We start from the raw sequence: 21,840 nt of genomic DNA on the forward strand, positions 1-21,840 counted from the left end.
GGGCCCGGGGCCGGACCGGGGAGGCCGCGGCCGATAGGCTGAGGAAGCGGAGGCGACGGCGCGACACCCCGCCGGCCTGTGTCTTTGCCCGCCGCCGAGATCGTTCTCGTCCCGTGAGGATGCCCGTGCTGCCCCGTGGCCCCGGCCGCCGACCCGTCGCCCTGCCGTCCTGGCTGGCCCATCCACTGCGCTGGCAGCGGGGGCCGGTGCCCTGGCCGGCCGTGCTGCGCGGGGCACTCGCGGCGGGGCCGCTGCTCGCGGTGGGGATCGGGCTGGGACACGTCGAGATCGGGGTGATGGCCGGGCTCGGGGCGCTGTTCGCGGGCTTCAACGACCTGCCGGGCACCCGCAGGACGGGTGTCGTCCACATCGGGCTGCCCGCCCTCGTGGCCGCGCTCGGGGTGCTGGTGGGGGCCCTGACGCAGCAGGCCCTGACCGGCTGGTGGGTGCTGCCGGTGCTGTTCGCGGCGGGCGCGGCCTCGGGCGCGGTCAGCGTGGTCGGCCCGGTCTGCTCGCGGGCGGCCATGCAGGGGCTGGCAGCCACCGTGCTCGGGATGGGACTGTCCTTGCCCGGCGGCCCCGCTGACAAGGCGCTGTGCTTCCTCGCCGGGGCGGGCTGGCTGCTCCTGCTCCGGCTCGTCCTGCGCCCGCCCCGTTCGGCGGTCGGCGCGCTGGACGGCGAGCGCGCCTCGCTGGCCCGGATCTTCGACGCCCTCGCGGATGCCCTCGACGCCGTCGGCGGCCCTGGCGCGGAGGCCGCGCGGCGGCGGCTCAGCGCCGCCCTGGACCGCGGCGACGAGGCCGTCCGGCTGCGCCGGCTGAGCCGGCGGCTGCTGCGCCGGCCGGCGAGCCCAGAGGAAGTGCTGCTCGCGGAGCGCTTCGGCGTGGCCACCGAGCTGACCGACGCCGCCGCGGCCCTGCTCTGGGAGGCCCGGCCCCTGCCGCCCCGCACCGGGGACGGCCCCCGGCGGCTCGCCCTGGCGGTGCGGACGGGAACGCCGCCCGGCCCGCTCCCGGCGCCGGGGACGGCCACCGCGGCCCGCGCCGCGTTCGACGCCATGATGCTGCACGCCGCCGCCGTCTTCGCCCGTACGGTGCCCGCCGCGGACCGCCCCGAGGACGCCGCGCCGCTCCCCGCCCGCGGGTCGGTCCCGATGCTGCGCCGGCGCGTCCTCGGTCCCGTGGGCCGCGAGTACGGACTGAAGGTCGCGGTGTGCGTCACCGCGAGTGCGGCCGTGGCCCTGGCCCTGCGCGCGGACCACTGGTACTGGCTGCCGCTCACGGCCGCGTTCCTCGTGAAGCCCGACATCGGCCCGCTGTTCTCCCGGGTCGTCAACCGCTTCCTCGGCACGGTCCTCGGCGTCCTGGTCTTCGCCGCGCTCGCCGCGCCCCTGGGCGGCGGGATCTGGTGGACCGCGGTCTGCGCCTGCGTGGCGGGCGCGCTCCTGCCCTTCGCGGCCCGCCACTTCGCGCTGCAGACCACCACCGTCACCATCATGGTGCTGGCCTTCGTCTGGGTCGGAGGCGACACCCAGGCGGCCCTGACCAGGCTGCTGGACACCGCGATCGCCTGCGCCATCGTCGTCGTCGTGGGCCACCTGCCACGGCTCACCGACCCCACCGCACGGGTCGGTCACCTGCTGGCCGTGGCCCAGCGGCGCACGCGCGACTACCTCGAGCACGTCCTGACCGTGCCCGCCGGCGAGCGGCCCGAGGAACGCAGGGTGCTGCGCCGGGCGGCCTACAGCGCCCTGGGCGAGGCCCGCGCCGCCGCCGAGACCCTCGCCGCCGAGCTGCCCTCCCGGCACGGCGGCAACGGCGACTGGTTCCGGGTGGTCGCCGCCTCCGAACGGATCGTGGACGCGACCACCGCATGCGTCGTCCGAATGGAGCAAGGCGCCCCGCGTCCCTCGCCCCGCGAGGGAGCCCAGGTGGTCGCCGCGCTGACGGCGGTCGCCGACACCCTGGACGGCCGGGGCGCGTTCACGGACTTCCCGGAGCTCCCCGCGGCCCCGGAGTGCGAGACCGTCGCCGACGTCGTCGCCGAGCTGCACCTCATCCGCCGCCTCGTGGCGCTCCTGCCCCTGCCCGCGCGGGGCGGGGGCACCACGGGGCACCCCGCCGTGACCGTGCCCGCCGGCGGCCGGGAACCAGGGGCGGACAATCGTCGCGATCAAGACGGGTGAGGGGCTAAGGTCGGGCCAGTCGGCGACACCGGGAGGTTGACGAGGTGGCCGTATTCCTGCTCGGGGTGGGGGCCGCTTGCTGTCTGGGGCTCGGCTTCGTCCTCCAGCAGCTCGCCGCCCAGCGCGCTCCGCTGTCCGACTTCCTCTCCTTCAGACTGCTGCTGGACCTCATGCGGATGCCACAGTGGCTGCTCGGCGTCCTCCTGATGATCTGCGGCATGCTGCTCAGCGCACTCGCGCTCACCAAGGGCGAGGTCTCCCTCGTCGAGCCGCTGACCGCGACCAACCTGCTGTTCGCGATGGCGCTCTCGCGCCGCCTCACCGGGCAGAGACTCGGGTGGCACGGCTGGTCGGGCGTGGCGCTGCTGGCGCTCGGAGTGACGGCGTTCATCGTGGCCGGCCGTCCCTCCGGCGGCGGGCCACCCGCGGGGGCGCTGCGCCACTGGCTGGTGGTCGGCGTCGTCGTCGGCCTGGCGCTGCTCCTGGTCGCCTGCGCACGGCGGCTGCGCCCGTCACCCGAGGCGACGGTCCTCGCGCTCGCCGCGGGCCTGCTGTACGGCCTCCAGGACGCCCTGACCCGGATCTCCGGACAGGTCGCCCAGGACGAGGGCGTCGGCTCGCTCCTCGTGCACTGGCAGCCGTACGCCGTCGTCGTCATGGGTCTGACCGGGCTGATGCTCGTGCAGAGCGCCTTCGAGACGGCCCCGCTGCGCATGTCGCTGCCCGCGCTGACCGCCGCCCAGCCGCTGGCCGGTATCGCCTGCGGCGTCGGCTTCCTCGGCGACCGCGTACGCGTCACGCCCGGCGCGCTGGCCTGGGAGGCGGCGGGGCTCGCCGCGATCGCGGTGGGCGTCGTGCTGCTCGGCCGCCACCCGGCGATGCCCTGCGCGCACGGTACGTCCCGCAAGGACACGGCGGGCTCCGCCGGCGGATCCGGCGAGGAACCCGTCAGGGTCGTCCGCTGACCCCTTGATCCCCGTTCACCGGTCGCCCGGCCCGCTCACCCCGTGAGCAGCCGGGCGACCGTCGCGATGGGGGGCCACGACCACTGACCGGCACGCGCCACCAGGAAGTGCCGCCGCGTGCCCACCAGCGGGTCCAGCGGCCGGGTCACCACGTCGTCGCGCTGCCGTTCCACCCCCGACTCGGCGAGCAGCGCCACGCCGAGCCCCGCTCCGGTGAGCAGGTTGACCAGGTGCAGGCTGTCGACCCGGTGGACGATCCGCGGGGTGAAGCCGGCCATCGCGCACACCCGCTGCACCAGCTCGTCGTCGTCGCTGCCGCGCGAGTTGGTGATCCACCCCGCCCCGGACAGCCTGCCCAGCCCCGACAGCGGCACCGGCCCGCCCGGTCCCGGGTCGCCGGGGTGCCCGTCCGGAAGCAGCAGCACCATCGGCTGCGTGGCGAACTGCCGGGCGCCGAGGCCGTCCGGCACCGGGCGCGGCACCAGGCTGTAGTCGTAGACGATGCCGAGGTCGACGTCCCCGGAGAGCAGCAGCGCGAGGGTCTGCTCCGGCTCGTGCTCGTACAACTGCACCTCGACGCGCGGGTGCTCCGCGCGCAGCCGCCCGAGCGCGGGCACGACCGTGGGCTCGACGGCGCTGACGAAGCTCGCCAGCCGCACCCGGCCGGCCGGGCCGGACTCCCCGCGCAGCTCGGCCCGCGCCTCCTCGACCGCCGCGAGGATCCCCACGGCGTGCGCGACCAGGCGCTCGCCCGCCGGCGTCAGCCGCACACGGCGGCCGACCGGGGTGAGCAGCCGGGTGCCGACCTCCTGCTCCAGGACGGCGAGGTGCTTGGAGACCGCCGAGGTGCCGTACCCGGTGCGCTCGGCGACGGCCGCCATGGTGCCCAGGCGGCTCAGCTCCACCAGCAGGCGCAGCCTGCCGAGGTCGGGGAGCTGGCCGGACGTCTCGATCATCCACCGATCGTAAACAATGCGTCCGCCAATGACTCGTGGACAGAAACAACCGGCGCCGTATCCAATGGGTGCCGTGTTCCCGCCGCATACTTTTACGTCGCACCGCATACCTGGTGCCGTGCTGATCCTGGCCGCGATGACCGTGCTGCACACCGGCAGCGCCCTGACGACGGAGCTCTTCGACGACATCGGCCCGGCCGGCACCACGTGGCTGCGCGTCGGCTTCGCCGCGCTGCTGCTGCTCGCCTTCACCGGCCGCTCGCTCTGGCCCGCGCTGCGTGCCGCACCTCGCCGCGACCTGGCGGCGGTCGTCCTGCTCGGCGCGGTCAGCGGCGCCATGATGCTGCTCTTCTCGGAGGCCGCCGCACGCATCCCCCTGGGCACCGCGACCGCCCTGGAGTTCCTCGGGCCGCTGGCCGTCGCCGTCGCCTCGCTGCGGCAGCGCCGCGAACTCGCCTGGCTGCTGCTCGCGGCGGTCGGCGTCCTGTGCCTCACCTCCCCGTGGCAGGGCGGCGCCGATGTGGCGGGCGTCCTCTTCGGCGTCGCCTCAGGCGGGTGCTGGGCGCTGTACGTGATCGGCACCCAGCACGTCGGAAGCCGCTTCCCGGCGCAGCACGGCCTCGCCGTCTCCCTCGGCGTCGCCACGGTGTTCACCGCGCCCTTCGGCGCGCCTGGCGTGGTGTCGGGCGCCACGTGGCCGGTCGTGGCGGCGGTCGCGGGCATCGCCGTCCTGATGCCGCTGGTGCCCTTCCTGCTGGAGATGAAGGCCCTCCAGCGGATCGGCACGACCGCCTACGGAACCCTCGCGGGCATGGAACCCGCGGTCAGTCTGCTCGCCGCGATGGTGCTGGTCTCGCAGGTCCCCAGCGGTCTGCAGGCGGCGGGGACGGCCCTGGTCGTCGTCGCCGGGATCGGCGCCGCCCGGGGCGAGAAACGCCGGGCGGACCACCCCGCCCGCGAGGTCACCCGCAGCGGGACACCCGACCCCGACCCCGCCCCGGCGGCCCCCGCGCCCTGATCCCGGTGTTGTGTCGATGTGTCGACACCGCCCGTCGACAGCCTCCACGGCGCCCAGGCTCGGGGTGCGCCGTGCCGTCAGCCCTTGCCGAAGTGCTGCAGGGGGAAGCCGCCGTTGCCCAGGACGCGGTGGGTGAGGGCGCCGGCGAGCGAGGTGAGGCGGTCGACCGCGGCGGCGCCGAGGTGCTCGTAGGGGGCGCGGTCGAGGTGGTCGGTCACGCCCTCGATCTCGCGGCGCAGTTCGACGCCGCGGTCCGTCAGCTCGCCCGCCGCGTCGAGGAGGCCCCGCTCGCGGAGCCCGTCCTGGGCCGCGGCCCAGTCCTCGGCGGACCAGCCGCGGCTGCGCTGCACGAAGCCGGGGCTGAAGCCCTTGCCGGTGGCGGTGTGGGTCACCAGGGCTTCCAGTCCGTTCAGGCCGGCCGCGGCCAGGGCGGCGAGGTGCCCGTCGCCCCGGTGCTCCCGCAGCAGGGTGGCGGCGTGCCACAGCGTCAGGTGCGGCGGCTCCGGCACGATCAGGTCCGCGTTCGCGGCGTACAGCGGCCTGGCCTCGCGCGTGCAGGCCTCGGTGGCCCGCAGCGCCAGGCGCGCGGCGTCGGCGAGGTCGGCGGAGGCGATGACCTCCGGCCCCAGCAGCCGCGTCAGGACGGCGTCCGCGACGCGCAGCCGGGCCTCGAGGACCGCCTCCGGGGACGCGACGTCCCAGGCGCGCGGGATGACCGGGGCGATGATCGCGTGGTTGAAGTTGTAGAAGGTGGCGGTGACCGTCCCCGCCGCGACGGCGCCCAGCGGGGCGGCCCGCCCGGCGAAGTAGGCCATGGCGCCGCGCTCCAGGCCGAGTGCCGTGAGCTCACGGTCGTACTCGGGCGAGAAGTACACGACCGAGTGCAGGGGGTTGAGGCTGTTGTGGCAGCGCCGGCCCGCGTGCGGTTCCAGCGCGGGGGCGGGGACGGTGGCGGTCATGACAGCAGGTTACCGACCGGTCGGCATGTCGCCGAGGCCCGGGTCCGTGAAACACCGAATCCGTCGCCCGGACGGCCGCGGCCACCGATTCCGCGGAAAGCATGGCGGCGGGATGCCGAGATGGCTAGCCTCGGCGCCCAGTAGCCACGACCCCCGGAGGCCCGCCCGTGCCAGCCCCCGACCGCACCCTCCGCGTGACCGACCGCACCCGACACCGCCGGCTCCGCGAGCAGGGCAGCGTCGCCCGTGACGACCTGGACGCCGTGCTGGCCGCGGGCTTCGTCTGCCACCTCGCCGTCGTCGTCGACGGCACGCCGCTGGCCCTGCCCACCGTCTACGGGTACGACGCCGCCGCGGGCACCCTCTACCTGCACGGCTCCGTGGCGAGCCGCAGTCTGCGCCAGGCCCCGGGCGCCTCGGTGTGCGTCACCGTGACCCACGTCGACGGTCTGGTCCTGGCCCGTTCCGTCTTCGAGCACGGGGTCAACTACCGCAGCGCGATGGTCCTCGGCACGCCCCGCACCGTCACCGACCCCGAGGAGAAGCTGCACGGACTGCGCGTGCTGACCGAGCAGTGCGCCCCCGGGCAGTGGGACCACGCCCGCCGGCCGGACCGTCGCGAACTCGCCGCGACGACCCTGCTCGCGCTGGCCACCGACGAGGCCTCGGTCAAGCTCCGCACGGGCCCGCCCGACGACGGCGACGGGCCCGACGCCGCACTGCCCGTGTGGGCGGGCGTCCTGCCCCTCACCACCACCCGGGGCACCCCCGTCCCCGACCCGGCCCTGCGCCCGGGCGTACCCCTGCCTCCACACCTGTCGGACCCCACCGGCCCGGGTCCCGGCAGCTGACCCACGTCAGCCCGTGACCCCGGCCTGTGCCGTCGGACGTCCCAGATGTCCACCGCCGGCTCCGGGAGACCGTCCTCGTCGGCGGCGCAGGCGGCGCATCGGCCGGTTCCCACGGCTCTTCGTCGTCCACGACGACGCGATGGCCCGGGCGAACCAGGGCAATCAGCGCGGCAGCCGGGTCGGCCCCACCCGCGGGTGGTCGTGGAGCGGCTCGGCGGTCGCGCCATGCGCTACCGGTCCTGACACCCGGAGGGCACGTGTCGAGTCGTTGAGCCGGCGTCACCGGGGCGCGTTCAGCCGCGTCCCACCGTCCAGGTGAAGCGCGGCTCGCGGCGTTCCAGGAACGCCGCCACGCCCTCGGCCGCCTCCTCACTGCGCTCCGCTTGGCGGGCCCAGTGGGCGACCCGCCCCGGGTCGGGTTCCGGCGCGGTGAACTCCTTGGCCGCCGCCTGCGTCAGCAGCGAACGGGAGGCCAGCACCCCCGCGAACTCCTCGACGCGCTTGTCCAGCGCGTCCTCCGCCAGCACCTCGTCCACCAGCCCGGTCCGCAGCGCCCGTTCGTGGTCGATCAGCTCCGCGGAGAACAGCAGGTGCTTCGCCGTCGACGGTCCCACCAGGCCGACCAGCCGCCGCGTGGAGGACGCCGGGTAGACGATGCCCAGCCGTGCCGGGGTGACCCCGAAGCGCGCCCCCTCCGCGGCGAACCGCAGGTCGCAGGCGGCCGCGAGCTGGCAGCCGCCGCCCACGCAGGAGCCGCGGATCGCGGCCAGCGTCGGCTTGGGGAACGCCGCGAGGGCCTCCTCCGCGCCCACGGCCGCGCTCTGCGCCGCGCCGGAACCACTCGCCGGGTCGCGCAGGTCGGAGATGTCGGCGCCGGCGCAGAAGGTGTCACCGGCCCCGGTGAGCACCAGGACGCGCACGGCCGGGTCCGCCGCGAGGCCGTCGAGCAGGGCGGGAAGCTCCCGCCACATCGCCACCGTCATCGCGTTGCGCTTGGCCGGGTGGCTGATGGTCACCGTGGCGGTGGCGCCCACCGTGCGCACCACCAGGCCGGGTCCGGACGGCTCGGACATGCCCGCATCCCTCATCTCGTCGTCGTCCGGCCGGCGGCGGAGATCGCGGAGGCCGCCGGACGGGGATCCTATCCCGGTCCGTGCCACGGCAAATCGGGTATACGAGCTGTAGCTCCCGACTGGCTCCCGACGAGCGCAAGGAGGCGGCGGCCATGGCACCGTTCAAGGGACGGAAGAGGCATCCGGAGCCCCCGGAGGCCGGGATCAAGCGCAGTTTCGGCTGGGTCGCCGCCCTCGGGGCGGTCCTGGTCGTGGGCGGCCTGGTCGGGCTGTGCTACGTGGGCTTCGCGACCATCACCTCGATGCTGCTCTTCGGCTGGCTGCTGCTGGTCGGCGGCGTCGTCGGCCTGGTGCAGGCGGTGCAGAACCGCAACAGCAACTTCTTCTGGCTCGCCCTGGTCGTCGCGGCCCTCTACATCGCCGCCGGGGTCGTCGTGATCCGCAATCCCGAACAGACGGCGGCCGCCCTCACCATGTTCGCCGCGCTGCTCTTCCTGACCGGCGGGATCTTCCGGCTCTTCGGCGGCATGGTGGTGCGCGGGCCGCACATGGTCTGGACGCTCATCCAGGGCGCCGTCGGCATCCTGCTGGCGATCCTGGTCCTCGCCGACTGGCCGGACAGCAGCGTCTACGTCATCGGCGCCTTCTTCTCACTGGCGCTGCTCTTCGACGGGCTCGGACTGCTCGGCGCCGGTCTCGGCGGCCGGCGGATCGTCGGCATGGTCGCCGATGCCCGGGACGCCCCGCTGACGCGTCAGTGAACCGGAACGGCCGGATCAGGAGGGTTCACCGGTTCGACACGTCCGGTCGTCCCGGGTCGGACGTGGTCGAAAGATGCGGATTTACGGTCAGCGGCTCGGGGTGGGCCCTCCACCTGCCGACACTCGATCCGTGAGGCGGACCCCGCCGCCGCCGTGGGCGGCCCGTGGGGACCGCGGGGTGCATCGCGCGAATGCGAGGGTGAAGACCGCCATGGACGTACGCGGGAGCGTCCCGCCCCCCGATCCGGTGCCCCCGGTGGCGCCGGATGTCCCGCGCCCGTACGAGGGCGTGTGGCGCTTCACCGCCCCCGCACTGGACTCCTCCGTGCCGCAGGCCCGGCACGCCGTACGGGAGCTGATCGTCCGCCAGGGCGTGCCGGTCACCGAGGAACTGCTGCACGGCCTGCTGCTGATCGTCTCCGAGCTGGTCACCAACGCGGTGCGGCACGCCGCGCTGCTCTCGCCGGAGATCGCGGTGGAGTTCGCCGCGGGCGTGGACTGGGTACGGGTGGCGGTCGAGGACAACCACCCGTACCGGCCCAAGGCCCTCCAGGTCGACGACGCCGACACCGGCGGGCGCGGCCTGCTGCTGGTCAAGACGGTCACCGCGGAGGCGGGCGGGATGTGCGACGTCCAGCAGACGACGACCGGCGGCAAGGTCATCTGGGCCGCGCTCCCGCTGCCGCCCGGCCTGGTGCACTGACCGCACGGCCGGCGCGGCCGGCGCGGGCGGGACTACCAGCCCGCGTCGCCCGTCAGCTCGCGGACCGCGGGCAGCGCGGCGTCGAGCACGGTCGGGAACCAGGCCGAGAACGGCCCTTCGGCGCGGAGCGCGGCGAGCCCGGCGGGCGACACGAACGCGGTCTCGCCGATCTCCTCCGGGTCCGGGTCCAGCGGCGCGGTCACCAGGCCGACGAAGAGGTGGTTGTACTCCTGCTCGACCAGGCCCGACGCGGGGTCCGGGTGGTTGTAGCGGACCGTACCGGCCTCCCGCATCAGCGCGGGCGCCACGCCGAGCTCCTCGGCGGTGCGGCGCGCGGCGGCGACGAAGGGCGCCTCACCCGGGTAGGGGTGGCCGCAGCAGGTGTTCGACCAGACCCCGGGGGAGTGGTACTTCCCGGCCGCCCGGCGCTGCAGCAGCAGCCTGCCCTCACCGTCGAAGAGGAAGACCGAGAACGCCCTATGGAGCCGCCCCGGCGGCAGGTGTGCCGACAGCTTCTCCGCGGTGCCGATCGTCGCACCGGTCTCGTCGACCAGCTCGAGGAGGATCGGTGCCGGGGCACCGTTGGAGGAGGGGTCCGCGGCGGGGGTGCGGGGCCGGTCGGCGGCGGGGCTCGTGGGCATGGCCATCCTTTGCTTCGACGACAAGACCTCAGTTTGCCTCACGCGGGGACGCACGGTGCGGTTGCAGCGAGTTGTCGTATGGTGACACTTCGTCGCGGCCGTGGCGTGCCCTCAGTGGCACAGCCGCGCCTCGTGCTCCGCGTGTCCCACCGGCTCCAGCTGGAAGGTGCAGTGCTTCACGTCGAAGTGGGTGCCGAGGCAGCTCTGCAGGTCGTGCAGCATCTTCTCGTGGCCGACCGCGTCCAGGACGTCCCGGCTGACCACGACGTGGGCGGAGAGCACCGGCATCCCGGAGGTGATCGTCCACACGTGCAGGTCGTGCAGCCCCGCCACCCCGGGCAGCGCCAGGATGTGCGCGCGCACGTCGGCCATGTCCACGTCCTTGGGCGCCGCCTCCAGCAGGACGTCGATCGCCTCGCGCAGCAGCCGCCACGTCCGCGGGACGATCATCAGACCGATCAGGATCGAGGCCACCGGGTCCGCCCGCTGCCAGCCCGTGGCCAGGATCACCAGCGCCGCCACGACCACGGCCAGCGAGCCCAGCGCGTCCGCCGCGACCTCCAGGAAGGCGCCCCGCACGTTCAGGCTCTCGCGCTGCCCGCCCATCAGCAGCACCAGGGACACCGAGTTCGCCACCAGGCCGACCGCACCGAAGACGACGGTCAGCCCGCCCTCGACCTCGGTGGGCGTGATCAGCCGGCGGACCGCCTCGTAGAAGATGAAGGCGCCCACGCCGAACAGCAGCACCGCATTGGCCACGGCCGACAGGATCTCGGCGCGCGCCAGACCGAAGGTGCGGCGCTCGCTCGGCGGACGGTTGGCGAAGTGGATGGCCACCAGCGCCATCGCCAGGCCCGCCGCGTCGGTCGCCATGTGCCCGGCGTCGGCGAGCAGGGCCAGCGAACCGGTGAGCGCGCTGCCCGCGACCTCCGCCACCAGGACGAGCAGGGTGATGCCGAGGGCCGTGCGCAGCCGCCCGCGGTACGCGGCGGCCGCCGTGCCCGTGGTCGCCGACCGCGGCCCGTGCGGGTGGCCGTGGCCGTGCGCGTGCCCTGCGCCCATCGCCCGACACTCCCGTCCGACGCCCTCCGCGCGACGGCGTGCCCGCGCGCGGAGACCGGCGAGCCCAGTGAACAACGGTCACCGTCCGTGGGCAACTCGCCGACGGGTGACCGCCGTCGGCCGTGATGACCTGCGGCGATGGACCGCGTCACGGCCGCGGGGGAACGCCGGTGGTCAGGCGCCCCGCGCCTCCGGGTGGTTCAGGCACCAGCCGTCCCACGCCGACTCGACCATCTCGCGGACCCCGCGGCTCGCCGTCCAGCCCAGCTCCCGGCGGATCAGCTCGGACGAGGCGACCACGCTCGCCGGGTCGCCCGCGCGCCGCGGCAGGATCACCGGCTCGACGTCCTTGCGGCCGGTGACCTCCAGGACGACGTCGATCAGCTCCCGGACGGAGACGCCCTCGCCGCGTCCGATGTTCACCGTCAGGTCGGCGGCGCCGTCCCGCTCACCGACCCAGCGGGCCGCCGCGAGGTGGGCGTCGGCGAGGTCCTCGACGTGGATGTAGTCCCGCACGCACGTGCCGTCGGGGGTGGGGTAGTCGTCCCCGAAGATCTGCGGGGCCCCGCCGCGGGTCAGCCTGTCGAAGACCATCGGGACGATGTTGAACACCCCGGTGTCGGCCAGCCGGGGCTCGGCCGCCCCCGCGACGTTGAAGTAGCGCAGGCACGCGGTGGAGATCCCGTGCGCCCGCCCGGCCGCCCGGACCAGCCACTCGCCGGCCAGCTTGGTCTCGCCGTACGGGCTGATCGGCAGGCACGGCGTGGACTCCGTCACCAACGGCACGTCGGGCAGGCCGTACACGGCGGCGGAGGAGGAGAAGACGAAGCGGCCGATGCCGGCCTCCGCCACCGCCTCCAGCAGCGTCCCGAGGCCGCCGAGGTTCTCCCGGTAGTAGCGCAGCGGCTGCTCCACCGACTCGCCGACCTGCTTCCGGGCGGCCAGGTGCACGACACCCGTGACCCCGTGCGCGGCGATCGCCTCGTCCAGCACGGCCCGGTCCAGCACGGAACCGGTCACCACCGGGACGTCCGCGGGCACCCTGGCCGGCACACCGGCCGAGCCGTCGTCGAGCACGACCACGCGCTCGCCCGCGCTGCTCATCGCCCGCACCACGTGAGATCCGATGAAGCCGGCCCCGCCGGTGATCAACCAAGTCATGGCCGCCACCCTAGTGGCTCCGCCGGCGGCCCCATCCCCCTCGGGCCTCCCCCTGGCCGGTACCCGACGCCCCGGCTCCCTGCGGTGCCGGGCCGCCCGCGCGCCGGGGTGCCGGTCACCGGCGACGTGCCGCTCGGCGGCAGCGCTGCGGGGGGAGGAGGCCCTGCGCTGCGCACCCCGAAACCCCTCCGCGTCGGCGCGATTGCGGACCCGCTTCCTTGGGCTCCTGCCGGGGCCTCGGCCCGGGGAGCTGTCGCGCTCCGGGCGCAAGACCCGGGCGGTGTCGAGCGATCAGGTGGGGCTCGTGCCGGGGCCGTCCGCGTCGGCGCCGTGGGCGTTCGCCGAGCGGCCCGCAGTGGGGTGCTGGTTCCGGGCGGTCGCCGGCGGCAGCGCCTCAGGGGAGGCTCTGCGCGCCCCGAAGCCGCTCTGCTTCGGCGGGAGTGCGGACCCGCTCCTTTGGGCTGCCGCCGGGGCTGGACCCGGGGGAGGTGTCGCGCTTCCAGGCGCAGGACCGGGGGCGGTGGCGAGCCGCCGGGTGGGGCTCGTGCCGGGGCCGTCCGCGTCGTCGCCGTAGTCGGCCGCCGAGCGGGCGGGCCGCACGCGGCGTCAGCTGGGAGGGTCAGCGGGACCCCGGGGCAGGGCACGCGGCCGACGGAAGCCCCGGGCGGCTCCCTCCAGGCTGGAGGGAGACCGGGGCACGGACACCCACCGTGACGCCCCGCATACGAGGCGTAGCGGGCGTTGTCGGGGCCTCCGCGATCGGCGATGATGATCACGCCCGGTGGCCCACCGCAGGGGAAACGGCCGGTGAACGGAGCCTTCCGGGAATCCGATAGCCTCTGCCGACACAGCCCCGCGCGGTGCGTCACGAACCCGTGCGGCGGCGTCCCCGGAAGGCGCCGGGCACACACGCACGTCCAGGGAGATGAGTCCTTCTGTCGACCGCCATCCTCACCGGTCCGCGGGTCGCGTCGTCGCCGATCGAGGGCGACCTGCGGCAGCTCGGCTTCGAGGTCGTCACCGCGGAGGACGCCGCCTCGCTCGCCGGCCGCCTCCGGGCCGTCCCCGCGGCCGAGCCCGTCGCCGTGGTCGACCCGCGCTTCGTCGGGCACGTGCACGCACTGCGCCTCGGGCTGACCGACCCCCGCTTCGACGCCTCCGCCCTGCCCGGTGCCGTCTCGGTGCGCCCCGCCGCCCGCGCCGCCCTGGTGCGGGCCGTCGCGGAGAACGGGAACGGGGACGAGGGGGGTGAGGGCGAGACCCTCGCCGACCGGCTCGCCGCCCGCATGGACAAGGACGGCGTGCCCGTCCACCGTCCCGAGCTCGGTGTCCTCGTCGCGACCGTCCCGGCCGACGCCCCAGGTCGCGCCGCCGCGGCGGCGGCCGTCGCCGCCGTCGACGACGAGGCGGTGCGGCTGCGCAGCGCGGTGAAGTCCCGCGACGGCTTCTTCACCACCTTCTTCATCAGCCCCTACTCCCGCTACATCGCGCGCTGGTGCGCCCGCCGCGGGCTCACCCCGAACCAGGTGACCACCGCCTCGCTGCTGGTGGCCCTGATCGCGGCCGGCTGCGCGGCCACCGGGACCCGGCCGGGCTTCGTCGCCGCGGGCGCGCTGCTGCTGACCTCCTTCGTCCTGGACTGCACCGACGGCCAGCTGGCCCGCTACTCGCTGCAGTACTCCACGCTCGGCGCATGGCTGGACGCCACCTTCGACCGCGCCAAGGAGTACGCCTACTACGCGGGCCTCGCCCTCGGCGCGGCCCGCGGCGGCGACGACGTCTGGGCGCTGGCGCTTGGCGCCATGGTGCTGCAGACCTGCCGCCATGTCGTGGACTTCGCCTTCGCCGAGGCCGACCACGACGCGCAGGCCGGCGCCGCGGTGCTCTCCCGTAAGCTCGACCGCGTCGGCTGGACGGTGTGGCTGCGCCGCATGATCGTGCTGCCCATCGGCGAGCGCTGGGCGCTGATCGCGGTACTCACGGCGGTGACCACGCCGCGCATCACCCTCGCCGTGCTCATCGTCGCCTCGGGGCTCGCCGCCTGCTACACCACGGTGGGCCGCGTGCTGCGCTCCGCGCGTCGCAGGACGCCCTCGGGCGCCGCCGCCGCCCGGGCGCTGGCCGACCTCGCCGACACCGGGCCGCTCGCCGAGGGCCTGACCCGGCTCTTCCGGGGCCGCGGCGTCCCCGCGGCCGCGCTGCTGGGCGCGGCAGTGATGATCGCCACGTCCCTGCTGGCCCCGGCCGGCAGCGCGTGGCCGGTGGCCGCCGCCTGCTGCTACGCCGTGACGTCGGCGCTCGCCGTCTCGCGGCCGCTCAAGGGAGCCCTCGACTGGATCGTGCCGCCGGTCTTCCGCGCGGCCGAATACACCACCATCCTGGTGCTCGCGGCGGTCTCCGATGTGAACGGAGCCTTGCCTGCGGCTTTCGGGCTGGTGGCCGCGGTCGCCTACCATCACTACGACACGGTGTACCGCATCCGCGGCGGGGCCGGGGCGCCCCCGAGGCGTCTGGTCCGCGCGGCCGGCGGTCACGAAGGCCGGACACTGCTGGTCACCGCGGCGGCCGCGGCCCTGGCGCACGACACGGGTTTCACGGTCGCGCTGACGGTTCTCGCCGTCGCGCTGGCGGTGGTGGTGCTCACCGAAAGCATTGGCTTCTGGGTGTCCTCGCAAGCACCCGCTGTACACGACGAAACTGGAGGACCTGCATGATCGGCCTCGTGCTGGCGGCCGGCGCCGGACGGCGACTGCGCCCCTACACCGACACCTTGCCGAAGGCCCTGGTGCCGGTGGACCCGGCGGGTGAGGGGACCACCACCGTCCTGGACCTCACCCTGGGCAACTTCGCGGAGGTCGGCCTGACCGAGGCCGCCATCGTCGTCGGCTACCGCAAGGAGGCCGTCTACGAGCGGCAGGCCGCGCTGGAGGCCAAGTACGGGCTCAAGCTCCACCTCGTCGAGAACGACAAGGCCGAGGAGTGGAACAACGCCTACTCCCTGTGGTGCGCCCGTGACGTCATCAAGGAAGGCGTCATCCTCGCCAACGGCGACACCGTGCACCCGGTCTCCGTGGAGAAGACCCTGCTCGCCGCCCGCGGTGACGGGCAGCGCATCATCCTCGCCCTCGACACGGTCAAGCAGCTCGCCGACGAGGAGATGAAGGTCATCACCGCGGACGGCAAGGGCCTCCAGCGGATCACCAAGCTGATGGACCCGGCGTCCGCCACCGGCGAGTACATCGGCGTCACCCTCATCGAGGCCGAGGCCGCCGCCGACCTGGCCGACGCGCTGAAGACGACCTTCGAGCGCGACCCGCAGCTGTACTACGAGGACGGCTACCAGGAGCTGGTCAACCGCGGCTTCCAGGTCGACATCGCCCCCATCGGCGAGGTCTCCTGGGTCGAGATCGACAACCACGACGACCTGAACCGGGCCCGGGAGATCGCGTGCCGGTACTGACGAGGCTCATCCCCTCGCCGGTCGTCGTCGACATCCGTGCCGGAGCCCTGGACGACCTGGCGGGCGTACTCGCCGACCAGCGCATCTCCAGCTCCGGCAGGCTCGCCATCGCGGTAAGCGGCGGCTCCGGGGCCGTGCTGCGCGAGCGGCTCGCCCCGGCGCTGCCGGGCGCGGACTGGTACGAGGTGGCCGGCGGCACCATCGACGGTGCCGTGAAGCTCGCCGACGCCATGCGCGGCAGCCGCTACGACGCGGTGGTCGGGCTCGGCGGCGGCAAGATCATCGACGCCGCCAAGTACGCCGCCGCGCGCGTCGGCCTGCCGCTGGTGGCCGTGGCGACGAACCTGTCGCACGACGGCATCTGCTCGCCGGTGTCCACCCTGGACAACGACAACGGCCGCGGCTCCTACGGCGTGCCGACCCCGATCGGGCTCGTCATCGACCTCGACGTGATCCGCGAGGCCCCGGTGCGCTACGTGCGCTCCGGCATCGGCGACGCCCTGTCCAACATCTCGGCGATCGCCGACTGGGAGCTGTCCCACCGCGAGACCGGGGAGCCGATCGACGGACTGGCGGCCGCCATGGCGCGCACCGCCGGCGAGTCGGTGCTCCGGCACCCCGGCGGTACGGGGGAGGACGAGTTCCTGACCGTGCTGTCCGAGGCGCTGGTGCTCACCGGCATCGCGATGTCGATCAGCGGCGACAGCCGCCCCGCATCCGGGGCGTGCCACGAGATCAGCCACGCGATCGACCTGCTGTACCCCAAGCGGGCCGCCGCCCACGGCGAGCAGGTCGGCATCGGTGCAGCCTTCGCCATGTTCCTGCGCGGCGCCGAGGACGAGGCCGGCCTCTTCGCGGAGGTCCTGCACCGCCACGGGCTGCCCACCACGCCGGGTGAAATCGGCTTCACCGAAGCCGAGTTCGTCACGGCCGTCGCATACGCTCCGCAGACCCGCCCCGGGCGTTACACGATCCTGGAGCACCTGGGGCTCTCCAACGACCAGATCAGGGACGCATACGCCGACTATGCCAAAACCATCGGTAGCTGAGCTGCGGCCGGTCGTTCACCCCACGGGGCTGAAGGACCGTCGCAGCGGTGAGCACTGGGCCGGGCGCATCTACATGCGCGAGATCTCGCTGCGCTGGACCCGGCACCTGGTGAACAGCCGGGTGACCCCCAACCAGCTCACGTACCTCATGATCGTCGCGGGCATCGCGGCCGGCGCGGCGCTGCTGGTGCCGGGCCTCGCCGGTGCCGTCGCGGGCGCGCTGCTGATCCAGCTGTACCTGCTGCTGGACTGCGTCGACGGCGAGGTCGCGCGCTGGCGCAAGCAGACCTCGATCACCGGCGTCTACCTCGACCGGGTGGGGCACTACCTGTCCGAGGCGGCGCTGCTGGTCGGCTTCGGCGTGCGCGCGGCCGACGTCTTCCACCGCGACGGCGCCACCACCCAGTGGGGCTGGGCTTTCCTCGGGACGCTGGCCGCGCTCGGCGCGATCCTGATCAAGGCCGAGACGGACCTGGTGGACGTGGCCCGCACCCGCAGCGGCCTGCCCGCCGTGCAGGACGAGGCCTCCGTGCCCCGCTCGTCCGGCCTGGCGGTGGCCCGCAGGGCCGCGGCCGCGCTGAAGTTCCACCGGCTGGTGGGCGGCGTCGAGGCCTCGCTGCTGATCCTCGCCGCCGGCGTCGCGGACTCCGTCCACGGCGACCTGCTGTTCACCCGTGTCGCCGTCTGCCTCCTGGCCGCCATCGCTGTGCTGCAGACGCTGCTGCACCTGGTGTCGATCCTCGCGTCGAGCAGGCTGAGGTGAGCGCCGTGGGGACGTCGGCCGGAACGATCCGCCTCGGCGCGGTGATCATCACCATGGGCAACCGCCCCGAGGAGCTGCGCGACCTGCTGGACTCGGTCGCCAAGCAGCGCGGCCCGGCGATCGAGGTCGCCGTGGTCGGCAACGGTTCGCCGCTGCCCGAGCTGCCCGCCGGGGTGCGGTCCGTCGAGCTGCCCGAGAACCTGGGCATCCCCGGCGGCCGCAACGTCGGCATCGAGGCCTTCGGCCCCGGCGGCAGCGAGGTGGACGTCCTGCTCTTCCTGGACGACGACGGGTTGCTGCCGAACGAGGACACCGGGGAGCTGGTCCGCCAGGCCTTCGCCGCGGACCCCGCGCTCGGCATCGTCAGCTTCCGGATCGCCGACCCGGACTCAGGGACCACCCAGCGCCGCCACGTCCCCCGGCTGCGGGCCTCCGACCCCCTGCGCTCCTCACGCGTCACCACCTTCCTCGGCGGCGCCAACGCGGTGCGCACGGAGGTCTTCCGGGAGGTCGGCGGCCTGCCCGACGAGTTCTTCTACGCCCACGAGGAGACCGACCTCGCGTGGCGGGCCCTCGACGCGGGCTGGATGATCGACTACCGCGCCGACATGGTGCTGTTCCACCCGCTGACCGCCCCCTCCCGGCACGCGGTCTACCACCGCATGGTGGCCCGCAACCGGGTGTGGCTGGCCCGCCGCAACCTCCCGTGGGCCCTGGTCCCCGTCTACCTCGGCGTGTGGTTGCTGCTGACCCTCCTGCGCAGGCCCTCGCGCCCCGCGCTCAGAGCGTGGTTCGGCGGTTTCAGGGAGGGCTGGACGACCTCGAGCGGCCCGCGCCGGCCCATGCGGTGGCGGACCGTGTGGCGTCTCGCCCGACTGGGCCGGCCCCCGATCATCTGACAAGCTCGGACGAAGAGTGACCCCGCGCCACGGGCCCCGGCCCGTGGCGCACCAAGAGGACGAAAGTGTCAACTGTGAGCGAGACAACGCACGACGGTGCGGTCGCCGTGGGCGCAGTGCCCCCGGCGGGCGGCGGTCCCTCGCCGTCCGAGCTGGCGGCCAGGTACGGCCTGTCCGTCAGCGGCGCACGGCCGGGCCTCGTCGAGTACGTACGGCAGCTGTGGAGCCGCCGTCACTTCATCGCGGCGTTCGCCCGGGCCCGCGTGTCGGCACAGTACACCCAGGCCCGGCTGGGCCAGCTCTGGCAGGTGCTGACGCCGCTGCTCAACGCGGCCGTCTACTACTTCATCTTCGGTCTGCTGCTGGGCACCGACCGGGGCGTCGACAACTTCATCGCCTTCCTGGTCACGGGCGTCTTCATCTTCACCTTCACCCAGTCCTCGGTGCTCGCGGGGGTGCGCGCGGTCTCGGGCAACCTCGGGCTGATCCGCGCGCTGCACTTCCCGCGCGCGAGCCTGCCGATCGCCTTCACCCTGGTGCAGTTGCAGCAGTTGCTGATGTCGATGTTCGTGCTGCTGGCGATCGTGCTGATGACCGGCGAGGTGCCGGGGCCGTCGTGGGTGCTGGTGGTGCCCGCGCTCGTCCTGCAGTGCGTCTTCAACGCGGGCCTGGCGCTGGTGATGGCGCGGCTCGGCAGCAAGATGACCGACCTCGCGCAGCTGATGCCGTTCATCCTGCGGACCTGGATGTACGCCTCCGGTGTCATGTACAGCATCAGCCACTTCGCGGCGCACGCACCGGCCCCGGTCAAGATCTTCCTGGACGTCAACCCGGCGGCGGTCTACATCGACCTGATGCGCTTCGCGCTGATCGACAGCTTCACCTCCGAGCAGCTGCCCCCGCACGTGTGGGCGCTGGCGCTGGGCTGGGCCGTGGTCATGGGCGTCGGGGGCTTCGTGTACTTCTGGAAGGCAGAGGAGCGGTACGGCCGTGGCTGAGCACGACGACACCGCCGTGGGCGGCGAGCGCATCCCCACCGTGATCGTGGACGACCTGCACATCGTGTACCGGGTGCACGGCGCCGGCTCGGGCAAGGGCAGCGCCGTCGGCGCCCTGTCCCGGCTGGTCACCCGTAAGGGCGGCAATCCGAACGTCCGCAAGGTGCACGCCGTGCGCGGCGTCAGCTTCACCGCATACCGCGGCGAGGCGATCGGGCTCATCGGCTCCAACGGCTCGGGCAAGTCGACCATGCTGCGTGCCATCGCCGGCCTGCTGCCCGCAGAGAGCGGCAGGGTCTTCACCGAGGGCCAGCCCTCGCTGCTGGGTGTGAACGCCGCCCTGATGAACGACCTGACCGGCGAGCGCAACATCATCCTCGGCGGCCTCGCGATGGGCATGTCGCAGGACGAGGTGCGGGAGCGCTACGAGCAGATCGTCGAGTTCTCCGGGATCAACGAGAAGGGCGACTTCATCTCGCTCCCGATGCGGACGTACTCCTCCGGCATGGCGGCGCGCCTGCGCTTCTCGATCGCCGCGGCCAAGAGCCACGACGTCCTGATGATCGACGAGGCGCTCGCCACCGGTGACCGCTCCTTCCAGAAGCGCTCCGAGGCGCGGATCCGCGAGCTGCGCAAGGAGGCCGGCACGGTCTTCCTGGTCAGCCACAACAACAAGTCGATCCGCGACACCTGCGACCGCGTGCTGTGGCTGGAGAAGGGCGAGCTGCGCATGGACGGCCCCACGGGCGTCGTCCTGAAGGCGTACGAGGAGTTCACCGCGAAGTGACCCCGCGGGCCGGCCCGCGCCCCCACCCGGGAGCGCGGGCCGGCGCACGTCCGGGGCCGGGGAACGCGACCGCCGGGCGCCCAGGTACGCCGCGGCGGGTCCCGAGGTCCCGCGAACTCTCCCCTCCCCGCGCGGCGTTCGGCTGCGCCCCCCGCTCCGTCCCGGTCGCCATGCGCCGGGACGCCGTCCGGGCTCCCCGCGGATACGCCAAGTGAGTGGGCGCGCGCCCGGCGCATCCGCGGCGCACGGTTCGCGGGGCGAATGGGGCTGATGATTTTCCCGGGATTTTGCGAGACACCGGGGACGGGAACCCGCGGTTTGTGCGTTGCTGCTTTCGGATCCACATCGGTCCGCCCCCCGGCGCACGCCGGAGCGGGTCCGCGCCGTAAGCTGTAGCGGTACTCAATCGCCAGATCTCGTGCGATACGTCCGGAGAGTCGGTTCGAGTGCAGGGACAGCCCGGAGCAGGAATTATAGGAGCGGCGTGTCCGAAATTGGGTGTAATGGGCTATCGGTGTAGAACGGGGGATGTGACGGAAATGGCTCTGTGGACCCCTGGGGAGAAAGCACCCACCGCCCGCACACCGGGACGTCCACGGTGACCGGTCTCAAGCCCGAGGCGCGGGCGGTCACGGTGCCGGACCCCCATTCACGTGCCGTCCTCGACAAGGCGGCCCGCGAGAACTTCCCCGTCGCCCCCTTCTTCCTGCCCCGCTCCTGGCGCGCCGACCTGATGGCGGTCTACGGCTTCGCCCGGCTCGTCGACGACATCGGCGACGGGGACCTCGCTGACGGCGGCCGCACGGACGCCGTACGCCTGGGACTGCCGGCGGAGGCCGCCGGGGACCGCCTCGCCATGCTCGACGCCTTCGAGGCGGACCTGCGCCGGGTCTTCGACGCCGGTCCCGACGACATCCGCCACCCGCTGCTGCGGGCGCTGGTGCCGACCGTCCGGCGCCACGGCCTGACGCCGGCCCCCTTCCTCGGCCTCGTCGAGGCCAACCGCCAGGACCAGACCGTCCGCCGCTACGCCACCTACGCGGACCTGCTCGCCTACTGCGAGCTCTCGGCGAACCCGGTCGGCCGGCTCGTGCTCGGCATCACCGGAACCGCGACCCCCGAGCGGATCCGCCGCTCGGACGCGATCTGCACCGCGCTGCAGATCGTCGAACACCTCCAGGACGTGGCCGAGGACCTCGGCCGCGACCGTATCTACCTGCCCGCCGAGGACATGAAGCGCTTCGGCGTCACCGAAACCGATCTCACCGCCGCGACCGCGGGCGCACAGGTGCGCGCACTGGTTGCGTACGAAGCGGAACGCGCCCGAGACCTCCTGAATGAAGGCACCCCCTTGGTGGGTAGCGTCCACGGCAGGCTCAGGCTGTTGCTCGCCGGGTTCGCCGGAGGAGGCCGCGCCGCCCTGCGGGCGATCGCGGACGCGGGGTACGACGTGCTGCCCGGGCCGCCGAAGGCGGGCAGGTTGAGCCTGCTGCGCGAGGTGGGGTCGACATTGCGAAGAGAGGGGTGAGCCGGACTGTGAACGGCTCC

The 21,840-nt window shown here is 74.0% G+C and carries 20 protein-coding genes; 14 read left to right on the forward strand and 6 right to left on the reverse strand.

Annotated elements, in window-relative coordinates; genetic code table 11:
- The first annotated feature begins 119 nt into the window (after nucleotides 1-119).
- Both ABZ479_RS37130 and ABZ479_RS37135 read left to right on the forward strand, forming a co-directional pair.
- On the forward strand, nucleotides 120-2,186 hold the full coding sequence (locus ABZ479_RS37130) for an FUSC family protein (RefSeq protein WP_500465695.1): 2,067 nt from the start codon (nucleotides 120-122) through the stop codon (nucleotides 2,184-2,186).
- A gap of 44 nt (nucleotides 2,187-2,230) precedes the next feature.
- On the forward strand, nucleotides 2,231-3,151 hold the full coding sequence (locus ABZ479_RS37135) for a DMT family transporter (RefSeq protein ID WP_500465674.1): 921 nt from the start codon (nucleotides 2,231-2,233) through the stop codon (nucleotides 3,149-3,151).
- 35 nt (nucleotides 3,152-3,186) lie between these two features.
- Here the strand turns inward: ABZ479_RS37135 and ABZ479_RS37140 are convergent, their stop codons facing one another.
- Nucleotides 3,187-4,107, reverse strand: coding sequence for a LysR family transcriptional regulator (locus ABZ479_RS37140; RefSeq protein WP_500465675.1), 921 nt, complete (start codon nucleotides 4,105-4,107; stop codon nucleotides 3,187-3,189).
- A 118-nt stretch (nucleotides 4,108-4,225) separates the two neighbouring features.
- On the opposite strand from ABZ479_RS37140, the gene ABZ479_RS37145 reads away from it, so the two are divergent.
- A complete protein-coding gene (locus ABZ479_RS37145; RefSeq protein ID WP_500465676.1) occupies nucleotides 4,226-5,125 on the forward strand; it encodes an EamA family transporter in 900 nt (299 codons plus the stop codon).
- A gap of 77 nt (nucleotides 5,126-5,202) precedes the next feature.
- On the opposite strand, the gene ABZ479_RS37150 is transcribed toward ABZ479_RS37145, so the two are convergent.
- Nucleotides 5,203-6,084: an SCO6745 family protein gene (locus ABZ479_RS37150; RefSeq protein ID WP_500465677.1), complete on the reverse strand. Its 882-nt coding sequence runs from the start codon at nucleotides 6,082-6,084 to the stop codon at nucleotides 5,203-5,205.
- Nucleotides 6,085-6,278: 194 nt separating this feature from the next.
- Here ABZ479_RS37150 and ABZ479_RS37155 point away from each other — a divergent pair, with 194 nt between their 5' ends.
- Nucleotides 6,279-6,935 (forward strand): pyridoxamine 5'-phosphate oxidase family protein, encoded by a 657-nt coding sequence (locus ABZ479_RS37155; protein WP_500465678.1) that lies wholly within the window; start codon nucleotides 6,279-6,281, stop codon nucleotides 6,933-6,935.
- Nucleotides 6,936-7,228: 293 nt separating this feature from the next.
- Here the strand turns inward: ABZ479_RS37155 and ABZ479_RS37160 are convergent, their stop codons facing one another.
- On the reverse strand, nucleotides 7,229-8,008 hold the full coding sequence (locus tag ABZ479_RS37160) for an enoyl-CoA hydratase/isomerase family protein (RefSeq protein WP_500465679.1): 780 nt from the start codon (nucleotides 8,006-8,008) through the stop codon (nucleotides 7,229-7,231).
- A gap of 152 nt (nucleotides 8,009-8,160) precedes the next feature.
- Between ABZ479_RS37160 and ABZ479_RS37165 the strand changes: the two genes are divergently transcribed.
- On the forward strand, nucleotides 8,161-8,769 hold the full coding sequence (locus ABZ479_RS37165) for an HdeD family acid-resistance protein (protein WP_499604269.1): 609 nt from the start codon (nucleotides 8,161-8,163) through the stop codon (nucleotides 8,767-8,769).
- 211 nt (nucleotides 8,770-8,980) lie between these two features.
- Complete coding sequence (locus ABZ479_RS37170; protein ID WP_499604271.1) at nucleotides 8,981-9,472, forward strand: ATP-binding protein; 492 nt, start codon at nucleotides 8,981-8,983, stop codon at nucleotides 9,470-9,472.
- Between the two features lie 32 nt (nucleotides 9,473-9,504).
- On the opposite strand, the gene idi is transcribed toward ABZ479_RS37170, so the two are convergent.
- From idi to galE, 3 genes are all read right to left on the reverse strand, one after another.
- Complete coding sequence (idi, locus tag ABZ479_RS37175; RefSeq protein WP_499604273.1) at nucleotides 9,505-10,113, reverse strand: isopentenyl-diphosphate Delta-isomerase; 609 nt, start codon at nucleotides 10,111-10,113, stop codon at nucleotides 9,505-9,507.
- A 111-nt stretch (nucleotides 10,114-10,224) separates the two neighbouring features.
- The gene (locus ABZ479_RS37180; RefSeq protein ID WP_500465680.1) at nucleotides 10,225-11,175 is read right to left on the reverse strand and encodes a cation diffusion facilitator family transporter; all 951 of its coding nucleotides are present in this window, start codon (nucleotides 11,173-11,175) and stop codon (nucleotides 10,225-10,227) included.
- A gap of 174 nt (nucleotides 11,176-11,349) precedes the next feature.
- On the reverse strand, nucleotides 11,350-12,336 hold the full coding sequence (gene galE, locus ABZ479_RS37185) for a UDP-glucose 4-epimerase GalE (RefSeq protein WP_500465681.1): 987 nt from the start codon (nucleotides 12,334-12,336) through the stop codon (nucleotides 11,350-11,352).
- Nucleotides 12,337-13,271: 935 nt separating this feature from the next.
- Here galE and ABZ479_RS37190 point away from each other — a divergent pair.
- The 8 genes from ABZ479_RS37190 to hpnC all read left to right on the forward strand — a co-directional run bounded on the left by ABZ479_RS37190 (nucleotide 13,272) and on the right by hpnC (nucleotide 21,820).
- Nucleotides 13,272-15,050, forward strand: coding sequence for a DUF5941 domain-containing protein (locus ABZ479_RS37190; protein WP_500465696.1), 1,779 nt, complete (start codon nucleotides 13,272-13,274; stop codon nucleotides 15,048-15,050).
- Nucleotides 15,047-15,796 (forward strand): phosphocholine cytidylyltransferase family protein, encoded by a 750-nt coding sequence (locus ABZ479_RS37195; RefSeq protein WP_500465682.1) that lies wholly within the window; start codon nucleotides 15,047-15,049, stop codon nucleotides 15,794-15,796. The genes ABZ479_RS37190 and ABZ479_RS37195 overlap by 4 nt, the downstream gene beginning before the upstream one ends.
- Nucleotides 15,784-16,845: an iron-containing alcohol dehydrogenase family protein gene (locus ABZ479_RS37200; protein WP_500465683.1), complete on the forward strand. Its 1,062-nt coding sequence runs from the start codon at nucleotides 15,784-15,786 to the stop codon at nucleotides 16,843-16,845. Before ABZ479_RS37195 ends, ABZ479_RS37200 begins: the two co-directional genes overlap by 13 nt.
- Entirely contained in the window at nucleotides 16,823-17,608 is a 786-nt protein-coding gene (locus ABZ479_RS37205) for a CDP-alcohol phosphatidyltransferase family protein (protein ID WP_500465684.1), read from the forward strand. The genes ABZ479_RS37200 and ABZ479_RS37205 overlap by 23 nt, the downstream gene beginning before the upstream one ends.
- A 53-nt stretch (nucleotides 17,609-17,661) precedes the next feature.
- Nucleotides 17,662-18,507 carry a glycosyltransferase family 2 protein gene (locus ABZ479_RS37210; RefSeq protein WP_500465697.1) on the forward strand — a complete coding sequence of 282 codons (846 nt, stop codon included), beginning with the start codon at nucleotides 17,662-17,664 and terminating at the stop codon, nucleotides 18,505-18,507.
- 74 nt (nucleotides 18,508-18,581) lie between these two features.
- Nucleotides 18,582-19,505 carry an ABC transporter permease gene (locus tag ABZ479_RS37215; protein ID WP_500465685.1) on the forward strand — a complete coding sequence of 308 codons (924 nt, stop codon included), beginning with the start codon at nucleotides 18,582-18,584 and terminating at the stop codon, nucleotides 19,503-19,505.
- Nucleotides 19,498-20,292 carry an ABC transporter ATP-binding protein gene (locus tag ABZ479_RS37220; RefSeq protein ID WP_500465686.1) on the forward strand — a complete coding sequence of 265 codons (795 nt, stop codon included), beginning with the start codon at nucleotides 19,498-19,500 and terminating at the stop codon, nucleotides 20,290-20,292. The genes ABZ479_RS37215 and ABZ479_RS37220 overlap by 8 nt, the downstream gene beginning before the upstream one ends.
- A 598-nt stretch (nucleotides 20,293-20,890) precedes the next feature.
- The gene (gene hpnC / locus ABZ479_RS37225; protein WP_500465687.1) at nucleotides 20,891-21,820 is read left to right on the forward strand and encodes a squalene synthase HpnC; all 930 of its coding nucleotides are present in this window, start codon (nucleotides 20,891-20,893) and stop codon (nucleotides 21,818-21,820) included.
- The last annotated feature ends 20 nt before the right edge of the window (nucleotides 21,821-21,840 follow it).

The sequence above is a fragment of the Streptomyces sp. NPDC005722 genome (genome assembly GCF_040630935.1).
Taxonomy (GTDB): domain Bacteria; phylum Actinomycetota; class Actinomycetes; order Streptomycetales; family Streptomycetaceae; genus Actinacidiphila.

Bases quoted from the DNA above. Each gene is read 5' to 3' on its own strand.
- galE (WP_500465681.1), bottom strand. From the start codon at position 12,336: ATGACTTGGTTGATCACCGGCGGGGCCGGCTTCATCGGATCTCACGTG.
- ABZ479_RS37130 (WP_500465695.1), top strand. From the start codon at position 120: ATGCCCGTGCTGCCCCGTGGCCCCGGCCGCCGACCCGTCGCCCTGCCG.
- ABZ479_RS37180 (WP_500465680.1), bottom strand. From the start codon at position 11,175: ATGGGCGCAGGGCACGCGCACGGCCACGGCCACCCGCACGGGCCGCGG.
- ABZ479_RS37210 (WP_500465697.1), top strand. From the start codon at position 17,662: ATGGGCAACCGCCCCGAGGAGCTGCGCGACCTGCTGGACTCGGTCGCC.
- ABZ479_RS37165 (WP_499604269.1), top strand. From the start codon at position 8,161: ATGGCACCGTTCAAGGGACGGAAGAGGCATCCGGAGCCCCCGGAGGCC.
- ABZ479_RS37160 (WP_500465679.1), bottom strand. From the start codon at position 8,008: ATGTCCGAGCCGTCCGGACCCGGCCTGGTGGTGCGCACGGTGGGCGCC.
- idi (WP_499604273.1), bottom strand. From the start codon at position 10,113: ATGCCCACGAGCCCCGCCGCCGACCGGCCCCGCACCCCCGCCGCGGAC.
- ABZ479_RS37140 (WP_500465675.1), bottom strand. From the start codon at position 4,107: ATGATCGAGACGTCCGGCCAGCTCCCCGACCTCGGCAGGCTGCGCCTG.
- ABZ479_RS37150 (WP_500465677.1), bottom strand. From the start codon at position 6,084: ATGACCGCCACCGTCCCCGCCCCCGCGCTGGAACCGCACGCGGGCCGG.
- ABZ479_RS37170 (WP_499604271.1), top strand. From the start codon at position 8,981: ATGGACGTACGCGGGAGCGTCCCGCCCCCCGATCCGGTGCCCCCGGTG.
- ABZ479_RS37195 (WP_500465682.1), top strand. From the start codon at position 15,047: ATGATCGGCCTCGTGCTGGCGGCCGGCGCCGGACGGCGACTGCGCCCC.
- ABZ479_RS37205 (WP_500465684.1), top strand. From the start codon at position 16,823: ATGCCAAAACCATCGGTAGCTGAGCTGCGGCCGGTCGTTCACCCCACG.